Below are 13,207 nucleotides of genomic sequence, written 5' to 3' on the forward strand. Positions count from 1 at the left end.
ATCGGTGGGCAGTGGCGAGAATTGGGGCGGATGCGAATCCCCTTCGGTGACAGAGGAAGTGGACCATGGGCAGGTTGTCGAGATCTGCGGCGGCGGTGCTGGTGGCCGTGGTCGCCGCGGGGGGAAACGCGGGGGTCGCGCGGGCGGAGACACCCGGTGGGCAGGCGTGCACTCCCTATACGGCCGTGCTCGCGCCGGGGACGTGGGAGACCACGCTGGGTGCGGATCCCGGGATTCCGGTCGGGATGCTCCGGCCGATCGGCGATGGTCTGCGACGGCAGTTCGGCCGTGACATCACAGTGCTCTACGCCCCCTATGCCGCCAGCGCTTTCGACCTGGGGCTGACCTACGCGGAGTCGCTGAGCACCCTGGATTCCCGCTTGCGTCAGATGCTGCGCGGCCTGTGCGACTCGACGCGGGTCGTCCTCGCCGGGTACAGCCAGGGCGCGGACGGTGTCGGCGACCTCGCCACCGAGATCGGCAACGGCGAGGGGCCCATCGCCGCCGATCGGGTGGTCGGGGTCGGACTACTGGCCGATCCGCATCGCGATCCGAACACCACGGTGTCGCTGGGGAATCCACAGCCCGGTCGCGGCATCGCCGGATCGCGCGACCGGGACTTCGGCGCGCTGACCGACCGGGTGCGCACCCTGTGCGCCGACGGCGACCTGTACTGCTCCCTCGATGCCGCCGCCTCCCCGTTCCTGGCCGTCCTGGGCCGGGTCCTGAGCGGTGATCCCACCCCGATCGCGAACCTGCTTCCCGCGACAGCGGATCCGAGCAGCCTGATCAATCAGGCCGTCACCATGGGTGCGGGCTGGTCCGCCACCGCGGCGAACCTGCCCGGCATCGCCGAGGACCTCACCCGCCTGCCGGAGTACCTCGCCGCGGGTGACATCCACGGTGCGCACCGCACCGCGCGCGCGATCAACCTCGCCCTCGCCCCGCTGGTCCAGGCCGCCGCGGAGGTGGATCGGGTCCTGGTCGCCCAGGTCATCCGTGCCGCCGCCGCGGCCGACCCGTCCGGTCGCGCCGCGGGCGTCAGCGTGATCGCCGACGCCCTGGAAACCATCGACTTGCTGAGCATCGCCGACGGTGCGGGCCGCATCCAGGAAATCCTGTGGCGCGCGATCGAATCCCTCGAACGCAACGACCCCCTCGCCGCTGCGGCCGACCTGGCCACCGTGCTCGCCACCGGCGCCGACCTCACCGGTTCCGTGCTCGGCCCCGTCGCCGCCGGTATCCGCTCCGACCTGCACGCCACCACCCGCACCCTGCTCAGCGTCACCGACCCCGCGACGGTGGACGAACTGTTCCAGCTGGGCCGCCAGGGCCTCGATGTGGCGAACTTCTATGCCTCCGCCGCCCACATCGACTACGGCGACGACGTCCCCCTTCTCCTGAGCTACCTGAGCGCCCAGGTGGTGTCGTAGGACCGGATCAACACGACACCGCACCACCGGACGGGCTGTCCAGACGCACGCCGAGGACCCGCTTCAACTCACCGACATTGTCGGGGTTGGGTGTTACCACGTCGCGTTCCCAACGGCTGATCTGGTTTCCGTCCGTGATTCCGATCCAGTCGGCCAACTCCGCCTGGGTGAATCCGGAGGCCATCCTCGCCGCCCGAATGGCTTTGCCGATCGTGGACATGGTCTCCCCTTTCTCTCGATGCCCTCGGCACGGACCACATCGGCGCGGGGTGTCCATCGGCGAACACTCCGTCTTGCTGATGTGGTCTCGCGCAACCACATTCGAAAGATATCGGTGAATCGGCCCGCGAAGGAGGCTGTGACTGCACGGCACCTGACTGTGCACGCACAACCTCGCGCCCCGCCGACAACTACGTCGGCGAGTTGTCCGAATCGGTGGCGCTGCGACGCCAGTCGCGGGGGGTCATGCCGAACGCCTCACGGAATCGACGGGCGAAATGGGCGGGGTCACGGAAACCCACGGCGCCGGCCACCGACGCGATGGACCGGTGCGCGTAGCCGATATCGACCAGCATCTCCCTGGCCCTGGCCAGGCGGTGTTCGATGATCCACTGCTCGAGGCTGATATCGGACTGCGCGCAGACCTTGTACAGGTGCCGCACGGAGATGTTGTTGGCGGCGGCGATGGCGGGGATCTTCAAGGCCGGATCCGACAGGTGCGCGCGCACGTACTCGAGGATCTGCTCGATCAGCAGTTGATCCGGGATGGCGCCGCCGTCACCCGGTCCGCGCCCGGCCGCCGAGATCAGCAGCGCCCGAACCATTTCCAGACACGACTCACCCACCGAGGCGGCCGCCGGATCGGCCTCGAGCTGATCGGCGATCCCGACGAGATACTGGATCTGCGCGGTGACCATCGGATACAGCGGCGAGGCCGCCAGCCGCCCGTGCGCCGCGACGACCGTTTCCGCGGAGATGCCGAGGCGCTCGCGCGACAGTTGCAGGCACAGCGTGCCGCCGAGCCCGTGCCAGCCGGAGGCGAAGGTGGGGGCCAGGTCGATCACTTCGCAGGAGCCGGGTTCGATCAGCGTTTGCGCACCGAACTGTTCGTGCCTGCGGACCTGGCCGGTCTGCACGGTCACCGTCAGAGTGTCGCTGGGCGTGGATCGTTCGTGCCGACCGGTGCGACAGACCTGGTGACCGGACACCTCCGAGCGGGTCAGCGCGATCGGACCCAACATCCAGGCCTGGTGGCGGCTGACCACGTCGGCGGGCGCGTCCCACATCCGCAGGTTCGCCCCGATGTCGGCTTCCTGCAGGATCGCGGTGACGGCCTCGCGCCGGTCCGCCGGGGTGAAGTAGTCGGAGTCGATCAACACTGCCATGGGTGATCTCCACTTCGGTTTCTCGCCGACGATGGAGGCCCTCCCGTCGACGGCCGCTGCGCGTTTCGGGTGGTGGCGATTCGGACAAAAGCGATGGCACGGGCCGGTATTCGGCGATGTTATCGCGCTATGGCCCGCTCGGTGCCCGATTCGTCAGAGTCGCGCACCGACTTCACCGACCGACGGTGAGGTGTTCCCGTGCCGCGCCGGGCCGTAACGCCAGGATCCGCCGTTCCGCCGGTGTCGCCGTCGCAGCCCACTCCGGTCGCAACGCCGCGTAGGTGCACACATCGCGCCACTGCCCCTGCGTTCGATAGAGCTGACGCAGTCGCGCTTCCGGTGTCAAGCCCACTCCCGCCATCACCGTGTCCATCACCGGATGGTCGTGGCGGTGCCCGGCCCACACCCGGTGGATTCCGAGCGGGCCGAAGGCGAAGGCCGCCATGAGCCGCCCCGCCTCGATGCCACCCGCGCGCAGCCCGCCGTCCGGGAGCACGACCAGACCGCCGATCATCGCGTTGCTGCCGAAATCCTCCACCAGCAGGCCGATGGTGCCGAGCATGGTGTCCGCGCCCGACGCCGTGATCGCGAGTGTGTACTTGCGCCGCGGACTCTCCCCGCGTGAGCACATGGCGGCCTCGAACGACGCCGCGGCCGCCTGCACCCCCATGCTGTCGGTGCCCATGTACCGGGTCAGGTGCGGGTCGGTGAAGATCCGCTGATAGACGCCGAGATCGCCGGCCCGCAGGTCACGCAATCGCAGCCGCGCGCCGACCAGGTCCACATCGCGCAGGTCGATCGTCATCGCAGCACCTCCACCGCGCGCGCGAAGGCCGCCGCGACCCGCGGATCCCGCGCGGGAACGAGCTCCTCGAGGTCGATGTAGGTTCGCCCCGATTCGATCGACTCGCCGAGCAGGATCCGGCGCGCCGTGTCCGCCACCAGGGCGCCCCCGAGCATCACCCCGGAGGCGAGTTGCGGCCAACTCGACAGACTCCGCCCGATCTCGCCGATGGCCTCGCGCATCGCCGGACTCAGCCGCTGCTCATCGACCACCGCCAGCAACAACGCCAGCAGCTCACCCCGATCCATCCCGGCGACATCGGCCGAGGTCACCGTGCCGATGCGACCGTGGAACAGCGGGCGGTGCGGTTCGCGATCGAAGCGCTCCACATCGAGCAGGCCACGATCGTTGGCGTCCATCAGCACCGGGATCCCCCGGCCCCGCGCGTACTCGCGCGCAGCGACTTTCGCCCAGACCGTGTCGCATTCCTCCACCAGCAGGTCCAGCGGGTCGGTGCCGTCGACGCCGTCGAAGAACGGCCCGATCGACTCCTCGGTCAACCCGTCGCCGCACACCTCGATGTCGAGATAGGGGTCGATCTCGAACATTTGACGCGCCGCCAGCACTCCTTTGGCAACCCCGAGATCACCCACCCCGGCCCGCAACCGATTCAGATTCGACAGCCCGAGCGTGTCGAAGTCGGCCAACCGGAACGACCCGCCGACCCCCTCCATCGCCAACGTCACCGCCGCGCTGTTGCCCACCGACAACCCCACCACCCCGATCCGCCGCCCCCGCAGGTCGCGCTGCTGCTCCCGGTCGATCTTGTCGCGATTGCGATCGGTGCGCACCCGCTGGAAATCCTCGCGCCCCAGCACATGCACCAACCGGCCGCTCCACGGATAGAACACCCAGATTCCCCACTGCCACAACGGCATTCCGTCGAGGACTCGCTCCCGTGCCGCGACCGACGACCGCGCGAGCGCGGGATCGTCACAGCGAATCAACTCGTCGAGCTGATCGGCGATCGTGTCGTGCACCGCACCGACCGAACCCGACGCCGCCAGCGCTTCCAGCCCCCGCAGCCCCTCCGCTGTCGACGCGTCGAACAGCACGGGCCGGAACTGCGATGTCGCGGCGCCGGGCGTGAGTACCGCCGGACGCGGAGCCGAGCGTTCCCGAATCATGTGCAACCTCCGACGCTCATGAGGCCTCGAACTCTCGCTCGCCTCTCTCGACCAGACGCGGCAAGAATACACACAGCACACTTTCAGCTAACACATTCGCGATTCCTCGGCACGGCGCGAAAATCGTTCAGCCAGAACACGACTCCCACCGAGCAAGTCGACGCGAACAGCAACGGCTCGACGACCGCGTCTCGAGGACGCGATACTCCAGCAAGCACCATCTCTCGACGCGCCCGACTCCGGCACAGCGCGAACGCGACCGGCTGCGTTCATGTCCGCGGTCCACCACTGGCAGCGCATCGCGAGATAGATCAGCAGTCCGGGCAGGACGCTTGCATGCCCATCACGTTCCGGATCGACCGGATCATCGGGGATCGTCCCTTCGCCGAAATCGGTGATCCCGTCCTCGTCGTCGACGACAGGCGCCGACAGGTGCTGGCAGTGGCCGGGGAAGCTGTCCGACGGCAGGATCATCGCCGCGCTCGACGGCGTCGGGCTGGAATCCTGGTCGCCCTCGGGGCAACGGCAGTGGGCTGTCTCCGATCAGATAGGTGGGCGTGACATCGTCGTGGCGGCCGACGAGCGGTCGGCCTGGACCGCCCTGATCCGCCCCGGACGCGACGAGCCGCAATCGGTGGTCCGACTCTCCCTCGACGACGGGGCGCGGCTCGACCACCTGAACCCCGGCGCTCCGATGTCGCTGGTGCGCTGCGCCGATGGTTCGGCGGCACTGGCGCCGGAAGGCTCCAACAACGAACGCAGCAGGCTTCATATCCGGCGCGGCACCCGCATCTACTTCTACGACATCCTGCACGACGAAGACGCGGTGGGAATCGACGAGCACGAAATATGGCTGGCGGTCGCCGATCCGGAAGCGACACCGACAACCCGATATCCGCGCGCACCGAAGCCCGCCGACTTCACCCGAGTGTTCCCGTTCTCCTGGGAACCCGGCGAAACACACTTCGCCGGGCCCGGCGTGGAGACAGTCGACGGTGACCTGGTCTACGCGGGGACCGTCTACCACGGTCAGGGGTTACAGCCCGGCGGGTCATTCGTCGTGCGGCGCACCAGGACCGGAGAACCGACCTGGATCTTCCGCACCGACCACAGGGCCACCGCGCTGGATGCCGACGAAGGGACCGTCTACATCGGTTACGACGACGGTGAGCTCGTGGCACTCGAACTCCGCTCCGGCACCGTACTTCAGCGCCGACATCTCACCATCGACACGATCCCTGTCACACCGACCGCCCTGACCGTTACCGCAACCGGTCGGCTCCTCATCGGCACCGAAGACGGCCGAATCCTGACGTGTTCGAATCGGCCGAGGGTCGGTGTCAGTACACCCGGAAGTTCGTGACGCTCGGGGCGTGGGGCAGGTCGGTGGTGAGGGTGAATTCGACTTGGCCGGGGCCGGTTTCGAGGCGGAGGTTGCCTACCACCGGGGCCGCCCAGAAGAAGGGTTGCCAGGCGCCGAGTGGGGTGGAGGCGTGGCCGGTGGCGCCGGTGTCGAGGTTGCGCCAGTGGACGGTGGGGGCCAACGTGCACCAGGGGGCGGGGATGTCGAAGACCTTCAGCCAGCCTTTGAGTTGGAGGTCGACGATGCCGGGGACGTCGCCGTCGGGGTAGACGTTGCCCACCGCCCAGACGTCGCCGGCACATCCGAGGCCGTGCGCGGCGGTGGTGATCATGGGGAGCTCGACGGGGATGTAGTTCGAGGCTGCGGCGGGGGCACTGGTGGCGACGAGAGCGGCGACTACCGCACCGGTGACCAGGGAGATCTCAGCAAGTTTCCGATGGGACATTTCAGCCTTTCGACTGCGAGTGCTGCACGGGCGATGGCATGAGAGAGGTTCGGCGTCGATTGTTCCATCGACTAACGGTTTGCTGCCGTTACCTCGCCGGAATCTCGGCTGTCCGCTCCGCGAAGGACTAACCCGCAGGGCCAGCGTTCGATCTCTCCTGCGCCACCGGCTCCTCGGCACGGTTCTGACTATTGTTCCGAGTTGATCCGGCCGGTGATTCACAACGACGTGCCGTTCACGGCCGATCCCGATCGAGTCCGTCCGCGACGACAAACAGCAAGGTCGACGGCGCGCTCACCCCGATCATGCCGCGGGTCCGGCGGTTCGTGGCGACGGCATCGGCAGGATTCGACGAGGGCGAATTCCTCGACCGCTACCTGCGGATGCTTGTCGAGGAAGACGAGTAACCGGCATGGGCGGACGACCTACGATCTTGATCGTTAGTTGTCGGCCCTCCTCGACAGCGCGCCCGGGTCGCGTCGATCAGCACGTCAACGAGCCGCACCAGCACCAGTGCGGCGGCGTGGTCATCGGCGCGCCTGCTCACCGCGAGCACCGGTCCGGCCTGGTCGAGTACCACCCCGCCGCGAGCGAGCACGTGGTAGATCGCCAGCATCGCGGCGCGGGCGTTCCCGTCGGAGAACGGGTGAAAAAAGCACACATCCGAATAGACCCGGGCCGCGCGAGCCGCCAACGCCACCGCGGGGTCGGCGGCCTCGAGCAAGTGGTTCTCGAACTCCGCGGACGTGCCGGCATCCACGCCGTAGCGTTCCCGGCCGCCCTTGGCGAAAGCGGGGACGGTCCGAAACGACTGAGCGCGCCTGGCGCCCATGGCAATTCGATGCCAGTCCGCGAGCCGGTCGAGAGTCAGATCCGGAGCTGCCCGCGCCGCAGCGAGTGCGACTCGCAGCCGATCTGTGCGCGGCGAATCCCAGCCCGCGCCGTCCACGTAGGACACGACACCGTCGCGGCGCCCAACCACCGGTTCGACAATCGACTCGCCGATCTCGGCCCAGGGCACCGCTGCCCGCACCGCGAGCCAGGCCCGCAGATCATCACGCACCAGCATCTGCGAGTCCCGCGGCCAACTTTTCGGCAACCGACACCACGACCGATCCCTCCGGGCTGATCCAACTGTGAAACCGTCCGCCGATGGCCTCGTCGATCAGCTCAGCGGCACACCCGGCGGGGACGCCCTCGCGCTGCAAGAACCATCCCAGGACCTGCTCCGCGTGCTGATACCACGCGTCGCCCGCACCGGTCTGGGTGACGACCTCGGTAACCAGCACGGGAACCGCCTGCTCCCACGCCGAGGCCCTTTCTTCGGCCGGGCCGTCGGGCAGCGCCAGCGTGTCGAAGCACGCCGTGAGCCGTTCGAGCCAGGCCCGCCACTCGACGAGCGCTCCCAGCGTGCGCGCTACCGTCTCCTGCGGCTCACCGACCGAATGATCCAGGCAGCACCACGCCGAGACCGGCCCACCACCGAAGTCCGACTCGTCACGCCCCCAAGACCAACCATAGGTCCAGACGCCGACCTGTTCGCCCAACGCTCGAGAGACCGAAACGACCCAACGCTCGCGGTCCGCAGGGTCCGGCGGCGGCAGGGTGCCGACCAGCGCCGTCGCCGCGCCGACGTCGAAGGCGTGGGTCGCCGGATCGATATCGACCCAGGACAGAGTTCTCGGATGGTAGTCCCACATCGTCACGAAGCTCATTGTGTAGCAACGACACAGCGATGCGGTGCCGACGAGAGCCGTCGACGTCTCCTGATCGCGTGGATCCCGCGAAAGGCTTCGCGGCGCCGACCCCTCTATTGTGCGGTGCATGCGCGCTTCGACCGATGAGATCGTTCAGTTCGCCGCCGGGTTGGTCGTGGAGGGTGCGCGATTGGACACTCGGGAGATCGCTATCCGATTCGAGATGTCGCGGACGACGCTGTTCCGGCGGGTGGGCAATCGCGAGGAGTTGATGGGCAAGGCGCTGTGGTGGTTGGCCGATCGGGCTCTCGTTCGTGCTGTCGCCCGCTGGGAGGAGCAGTACGGGCAGGCTGTGCGCGATGAGCGGGGTGTGCTGCGCTGCTTGCGAATTCTGGAGTTCTACGGCGAAGTGGCGGTCAACGACGCGGGGTTCGTCGAGCTGCTGGAGAAGGAGCCCGTGGTCGCGATGCGGGTGCTGACCGATCCGCACGGCCAGGTTCAACCGCGAGCGGTGGCCGCGCACGTGGCACTGTTCGACAGGGATGTCGCCGACGGCGGATTGGTGCCGCTGATCGACCTTCAGACCTTGGGGTACGCGGCCGTGCGTCTGCAAGAGGCGATCCTGTACTCCGATGTGTTGACCGGTCACACCGCGAATTTCCCCACCGCGGTGTTGCTGGTTCGCCAGCTCGTGGAAGGTGTCCTGCGGGCCCCGGCGGCGTAGTGGGTGGCGGTTACCGCCGATCGACACTTGTGTAACACTTCGTTTAGGTGTTTCATATGTGTGTCACAGATCACGCGCTGTAGGGCCCATGGCGCGGCGGTCCTCGAACGGCCCATCCCCCGGCCTGATCCATCGGAGCATCCATGAGACCCCACAACGCCAAGCGCTGGCTTGTCACCACGATCACCGCGGCCGCGTGCCTGGCAGGGACCGCGGTGAGCGCCGCCCCCACACACGCCGAGACCACCCCGCCCCAGGCCAACAACTGGAACTGCCGACCCAGCGCCGCCCACCCCAACCCGGTCGTGCTGGTCCACGGCACCACGGCCAACTCCGCCCTCAACTGGTGGGTGCTCTCCCCCGAGCTCGCCGACGCGGGCTACTGCGTGTTCACCTTCGACTACGGCATGACCCCGTTGTCGATGGGCCTGGTCGGCGGACTCGGTGACATCGCCCGATCCGCCGAGACCATGCGCGTTTTCGTCGACAAGGTCCTGGCCGCCACCGGTGCGTCCAAGGTCGACGTCGTCGGGCACTCGCAGGGCGGCATGATGCCCCACTACTACATCAAGCGGCTCGGCGGCGCCGCCAAGGTCGACACCCTCATCGGCCTGGCACCCAGCAACCACGGCACAACCGCGCGCGGCCTGGTCGAACTGGCCGATGCTGCCCGCCTCACCGGCTGGATCACCGACGCCTACACCCTGCTGGGATACCCCGGCGGCATCCAGCAGACGGTCGGCTCGGATTTCCAAAAGGCCCTGTTCGCCGACGGCGACACCGTGCCCGGCGTCCGATACGTCGTCATCCAGACCCGTAACGACCGCGTCGTGACCCCCTACACCAACGCCTTCCTGCAGGGCGGCGACGTCACCAACATCCTGATCCAGGACCAATGTCCCAGCAATCCGGTCGGCCACGTCGGCCTGGCTCTCGACAGCCCCACCCAGCAGAACATCCTGAACCAGCTCGGCCGGGGTGGTCCTGATTTCACGCCCACCTGCACCGACTTCGGACCGAGCTTCTAGGCTCCGCCCACCGATCAGCCCGGACGTCTCGCGCTGCGCGAGACGTCCGGGCACCTGTCCGCTACGGGCCGGAAACGCCGAGCAGGGTCGATGGCGTCCGTCCGGCCCGAGGCCCGAATGGGTTCATCTGCGCACCATGCGCTGGAACAGTTCCTCCTCGACCGCTTCCCGGTGCCGTCGCGCGTCGGCCCGTGCCGACGATGGGCGCCACCGGCCCACCATCAGCCACACCGAGGGTAGGAACAGCAGCTGTGCCGCCAGGCATACCCACCACAACTGTTGCCACTGGCGCGGGGCGTTGCGAGCCGCACGACGGACGTCCTCGCCGTGTTGAGCCAGGTATTGGAGGTCCGCTGCGGGAACCTCCGCACCGGCCCGTACCGCCGCCGAGGTATGCGTTACGTGGGGACCGAACTCGGCGAGCACCCCGGCGGCGGGAATCGCGAAGACCAGCGCGGTCAACGACAACGCGACAACCACCCGCACGCACGCGCCCCATACCGCCAACCCGGTCATCGTCGCCGCCGGATTACGCGCCTCCACCGTTTCGGTGAAGGCCGCCATCCAGGTCGCGAACGTCATCCCGGTGCCGAGGGCGATCACCACGATGATCGTGGCGAACAGGGCGTAGGGGGTGCCGCTGTCGCCGGTGGCGACCGCGAACCAGCCGATCCCGAACGCGCTGATCAGCCCGCCGACGATCATGAACGGTTTGCGCACCCCGACCGCGTCCGACAACACCCCGAACGCCAGGAGGCTCACCGCGTTCACGATCCAGTACCAGGTGGCCAGGCTGTTCGCGCGGGCTTCGCTGTAGCCGAAAGTGGTGACCAAAAACAGCACCAGGAATCCGACGGCCACGTAGTAGAACAGCAGGTAGCAGCTGATCGCGCCGGCCGGAATGATGATCCGGCTGGTCATCATCTGCCGCCAGTGACCGCGCGTCGACCGATCCGCCGAGCTGTCGCGTGCCCGCGCTTCCACCAGCGCACGGTCACGGATGCTCACCATCCGCTGATCGCGCAGCGGTGGTGCGAGTTCGCGTAACCCCACGAACGCGACCACCGAGATCACCGCACCGACGATGCCGGCCACCTGGAACTGAAATCGCCAATCATGGTGCGTATCAAGGGTGTTACTCGAGACGGCGGTGACGAGCAAGCTGCCCAGCACCGGTCCGAGCGTCCAGAACCCCATGGCCGACGCACGGCGCAGCTGTGGCGAGAAGTCGCGGATCAGGGCGGGAGTCGCGACCAGCACGACCCCTTCGACCCCGGCGATCAGCCCGAAAACCACCATGTAGGCGAGGGCGCTGTCGACGTTCGGCGCCCCGATCCCGACCAGTAGCGACACCACGATCAAGCCGTAGACCACGAGATTCGCCCGGCCCCACCGATCGGCGAGACCGGCCGCGAGCGCGCCGAGCACCCCGACGAGACCGCCGACGACCTGACCGAGAATGAAGTAGGTCAGCGACATATCCAGGTCGGCAAGGACTTTCGTCGCGACCGAGCCTTGCACGTAGAGCTGGTAGTACAGCACCACGGTAGCGGCGACGGTAATCGCCAGATAGGTCGCTCGCTTTCCGTTGGTGGGGAACCGATCCAGTTGCCGATTCCAGAGTTCGAACGATGATCCAGCCATGGTCGCGGGTCAGCCGTTGCGGGGGCGGTCGAGGCGGTCCACCGGGTCGAGTGTGTTGCGGTAGTGCTGCGCGCCAACAGCATCCCCGCCGACACCCGCGTGATCGACCGGGGTGAACGGGCGCTGCGGTGCGGCGGCGGGTGTGCCCGCTGCGGCCGGCGCCGGCCGTTTCACGGCACCGGGACGGCGGCGCGGGAAGGTGATTCGGACGGAGGACGTCATATGAGCTCCTAGGACATCGTTGTTCTGCCACAAGTCCTATCACCGCTTTACTGCCAATAAAGCTGAAATCGATACTTCTCAGGCAATTCAGCCGCGCGGGTTGACACAGGCTCCGCCCTGATGGAACGTCTATGGCTACTCGTTCCATCGCAAGGAGTCATCTGACGTGTTCCCGGCATCCGCGCACAACACCGGCAGCGCTGCCGAGTCGGCCACCTCGCTGGCCTCGGCCCGCGCCCTGGCCCAGGTGCACGCCGTCGACCTGGCCGCTACCCGGCTGAGCGACCTGGCCTCCCACCGCCCCTACGCCGAACGGCAGCTCCGTCGCTGGTCCAGGCAGTGGGAACAGTCCCGCACCCGGGAGTTGCCGCGAGTGGACCAGCTCACCGCACGACTCGCCGCCGCCATCCCCGAACAGCGCGAACTGACCCTGGTGCACGGCGACTTCCACCTGCGCAACCTGATCATCGCGCCCACCGACGGCTCGATCACCGCGGTCCTGGACTGGGAGTTGTGCACCCTCGGCGACCCGCTCGCCGACCTCGGCAGCCTGCTCGCCTACTGGTGCGAACCGGGCGAACCCGCCGTCCCCGGGTTCGAGATGACCGCGCTACCCGGGTTTCCCAACAGGCGGGAGCTCGCCGACGAGTACCTCGACCACACCGGACGCGATCGCGCCGCACTGGCCTTCTGGCACGCGCTCGGGCTCTGGAAGCTGGCGATCATCGCCGAAGGCGTCCGACGCCGCACCCTCGACAACCCGGACAACAGCACCCACGCCGGAGCCCCCACGACCGCGCAGATCGACCACCTCGTCGACCTCGCCGACGCGGTGGCCACCGCGGCCGGCCGGTGACCGAGGACCACCAGGCGATGACCTTCGACGAACCGACGAATACGCCACCCGGCAACCCTGACGACAGGACACGATCATGGCAAACCTTTTCGACCCCGTTCGTCGGCACGCGGACTCCCATCCCGACACGGTGGCGATACGCGGTGACGGCACCTCCCCCGGTGGTGTCAGCGCCTGGACCTATCACCAATTACGTTCGGCCAGTATCAATTACGCGGCAATACTGATCGACTCCGGGCTTCGCGCCGGCGATCGGGTGCTGCTCGTGGCGCCGTCGGTTCCCGAATTCATCGTCGCGTACATGGGCATTCAAGTCGCCGGTGCTGTCGTCGTTCCGGTCAACACGATGTCGACTCGAACCGAAGTCGAATATGTGCTCAGCGACGCGACCTGCGCGCTCGTGATCGCCTGGCACGCAGTGGGTCCCGCCGCGTCGGCG

At 67.9% G+C, this 13,207-nt stretch carries 14 protein-coding genes and 1 pseudogene; 6 read left to right on the forward strand and 9 right to left on the reverse strand.

Annotated elements, in window-relative coordinates; translation table 11 throughout:
* Positions 1-74 precede the first annotated feature (74 nt).
* Positions 75-1,433 (forward strand): cutinase family protein, encoded by a 1,359-nt coding sequence (locus ACFP3H_RS15850; RefSeq protein ID WP_378606258.1) that lies wholly within the window; start codon positions 75-77, stop codon positions 1,431-1,433.
* Positions 1,434-1,440: 7 nt separating this feature from the next.
* On the opposite strand, the gene ACFP3H_RS15855 is transcribed toward ACFP3H_RS15850, so the two are convergent.
* The 4 genes from ACFP3H_RS15855 to ACFP3H_RS15870 all read right to left on the reverse strand — a co-directional run bounded on the left by ACFP3H_RS15855 (position 1,441) and on the right by ACFP3H_RS15870 (position 4,789).
* Positions 1,441-1,653, reverse strand: coding sequence for a helix-turn-helix domain-containing protein (locus ACFP3H_RS15855; RefSeq protein WP_378606261.1), 213 nt, complete (start codon positions 1,651-1,653; stop codon positions 1,441-1,443).
* Between the two features lie 190 nt (positions 1,654-1,843).
* Positions 1,844-2,818, reverse strand: a complete 975-nt coding sequence (locus ACFP3H_RS15860; protein ID WP_378606263.1) for a helix-turn-helix domain-containing protein — start codon at positions 2,816-2,818, stop codon at positions 1,844-1,846.
* 172 nt (positions 2,819-2,990) lie between these two features.
* A complete protein-coding gene (locus tag ACFP3H_RS15865; RefSeq protein ID WP_378606266.1) occupies positions 2,991-3,623 on the reverse strand; it encodes a GNAT family N-acetyltransferase in 633 nt (210 codons plus the stop codon).
* The gene (locus ACFP3H_RS15870) at positions 3,620-4,789 is read right to left on the reverse strand and encodes a ThiF family adenylyltransferase (RefSeq protein ID WP_378606269.1); all 1,170 of its coding nucleotides are present in this window, start codon (positions 4,787-4,789) and stop codon (positions 3,620-3,622) included. Before ACFP3H_RS15870 ends, ACFP3H_RS15865 begins: the two co-directional genes overlap by 4 nt.
* Before the next feature lie 394 nt (positions 4,790-5,183).
* Between ACFP3H_RS15870 and ACFP3H_RS15875 the strand changes: the two genes are divergently transcribed.
* Positions 5,184-6,152, forward strand: a complete 969-nt coding sequence (locus tag ACFP3H_RS15875; RefSeq protein ID WP_378606272.1) for a hypothetical protein — start codon at positions 5,184-5,186, stop codon at positions 6,150-6,152.
* Here the strand turns inward: ACFP3H_RS15875 and ACFP3H_RS15880 are convergent.
* The 3 genes from ACFP3H_RS15880 to ACFP3H_RS15890 form a co-directional block, all read right to left on the reverse strand.
* Positions 6,130-6,597: a hypothetical protein gene (locus ACFP3H_RS15880; protein ID WP_378606275.1), complete on the reverse strand. Its 468-nt coding sequence runs from the start codon at positions 6,595-6,597 to the stop codon at positions 6,130-6,132. The genes ACFP3H_RS15875 and ACFP3H_RS15880 overlap by 23 nt on opposite strands.
* Before the next feature lie 373 nt (positions 6,598-6,970).
* A complete protein-coding gene (locus ACFP3H_RS15885; protein ID WP_378606278.1) occupies positions 6,971-7,666 on the reverse strand; it encodes a Fic family protein in 696 nt (231 codons plus the stop codon).
* On the reverse strand, positions 7,653-8,303 hold the full coding sequence (locus ACFP3H_RS15890) for a hypothetical protein (RefSeq protein ID WP_378606281.1): 651 nt from the start codon (positions 8,301-8,303) through the stop codon (positions 7,653-7,655). Before ACFP3H_RS15890 ends, ACFP3H_RS15885 begins: the two co-directional genes overlap by 14 nt.
* 118 nt (positions 8,304-8,421) lie before the next feature.
* On the opposite strand from ACFP3H_RS15890, the gene ACFP3H_RS15895 reads away from it, so the two are divergent.
* Together ACFP3H_RS15895 and ACFP3H_RS15900 are read left to right on the forward strand one after the other, a co-directional pair.
* A complete protein-coding gene (locus ACFP3H_RS15895; protein ID WP_378606284.1) occupies positions 8,422-9,018 on the forward strand; it encodes a QsdR family transcriptional regulator in 597 nt (198 codons plus the stop codon).
* A 143-nt stretch (positions 9,019-9,161) separates the two neighbouring features.
* The gene (locus ACFP3H_RS15900; RefSeq protein WP_378606287.1) at positions 9,162-10,046 is read left to right on the forward strand and encodes an esterase/lipase family protein; all 885 of its coding nucleotides are present in this window, start codon (positions 9,162-9,164) and stop codon (positions 10,044-10,046) included.
* A 123-nt stretch (positions 10,047-10,169) separates the two neighbouring features.
* Here ACFP3H_RS15900 and ACFP3H_RS15905 read toward each other — a convergent pair whose 3' ends face one another.
* Positions 10,170-11,690 carry an MFS transporter gene (locus ACFP3H_RS15905; RefSeq protein ID WP_378606289.1) on the reverse strand — a complete coding sequence of 507 codons (1,521 nt, stop codon included), beginning with the start codon at positions 11,688-11,690 and terminating at the stop codon, positions 10,170-10,172.
* Positions 11,691-11,699: 9 nt separating this feature from the next.
* Positions 11,700-11,912, reverse strand: coding sequence for a hypothetical protein (locus ACFP3H_RS15910; protein WP_378606292.1), 213 nt, complete (start codon positions 11,910-11,912; stop codon positions 11,700-11,702).
* 211 nt (positions 11,913-12,123) lie between these two features.
* Between ACFP3H_RS15910 and ACFP3H_RS15915 the strand changes: the two are divergent.
* Both ACFP3H_RS15915 and ACFP3H_RS15920 read left to right on the forward strand, forming a co-directional pair.
* Positions 12,124-12,768: pseudogene (locus tag ACFP3H_RS15915) on the forward strand (phosphotransferase family protein); the annotation flags it as partial.
* Between the two features lie 76 nt (positions 12,769-12,844).
* A partial coding sequence (locus ACFP3H_RS15920; protein ID WP_378606295.1) for an AMP-binding protein occupies positions 12,845-13,207 on the forward strand: 363 nt, incomplete at its 3' end.

This window comes from Nocardia lasii (genome assembly GCF_042658545.1).
Taxonomy (GTDB): domain Bacteria; phylum Actinomycetota; class Actinomycetes; order Mycobacteriales; family Mycobacteriaceae; genus Nocardia; species Nocardia lasii.

What these genes read in the sequence shown, in the direction of transcription:
- ACFP3H_RS15855 (WP_378606261.1), bottom strand. Translation starts at nt 1,653, where the DNA reads ATGTCCACGATCGGCAAAGCCATTCGGGCGGCGAGGATGGCCTCCGGA.
- ACFP3H_RS15860 (WP_378606263.1), bottom strand. Translation starts at nt 2,818, where the DNA reads ATGGCAGTGTTGATCGACTCCGACTACTTCACCCCGGCGGACCGGCGC.
- ACFP3H_RS15865 (WP_378606266.1), bottom strand. Translation starts at nt 3,623, where the DNA reads ATGACGATCGACCTGCGCGATGTGGACCTGGTCGGCGCGCGGCTGCGA.
- ACFP3H_RS15870 (WP_378606269.1), bottom strand. Translation starts at nt 4,789, where the DNA reads ATGATTCGGGAACGCTCGGCTCCGCGTCCGGCGGTACTCACGCCCGGC.
- ACFP3H_RS15880 (WP_378606275.1), bottom strand. Translation starts at nt 6,597, where the DNA reads ATGTCCCATCGGAAACTTGCTGAGATCTCCCTGGTCACCGGTGCGGTA.
- ACFP3H_RS15885 (WP_378606278.1), bottom strand. Translation starts at nt 7,666, where the DNA reads ATGCTGGTGCGTGATGATCTGCGGGCCTGGCTCGCGGTGCGGGCAGCG.
- ACFP3H_RS15895 (WP_378606284.1), top strand. Translation starts at nt 8,422, where the DNA reads ATGCGCGCTTCGACCGATGAGATCGTTCAGTTCGCCGCCGGGTTGGTC.
- ACFP3H_RS15900 (WP_378606287.1), top strand. Translation starts at nt 9,162, where the DNA reads ATGAGACCCCACAACGCCAAGCGCTGGCTTGTCACCACGATCACCGCG.
- ACFP3H_RS15905 (WP_378606289.1), bottom strand. Translation starts at nt 11,690, where the DNA reads ATGGCTGGATCATCGTTCGAACTCTGGAATCGGCAACTGGATCGGTTC.
- ACFP3H_RS15910 (WP_378606292.1), bottom strand. Translation starts at nt 11,912, where the DNA reads ATGACGTCCTCCGTCCGAATCACCTTCCCGCGCCGCCGTCCCGGTGCC.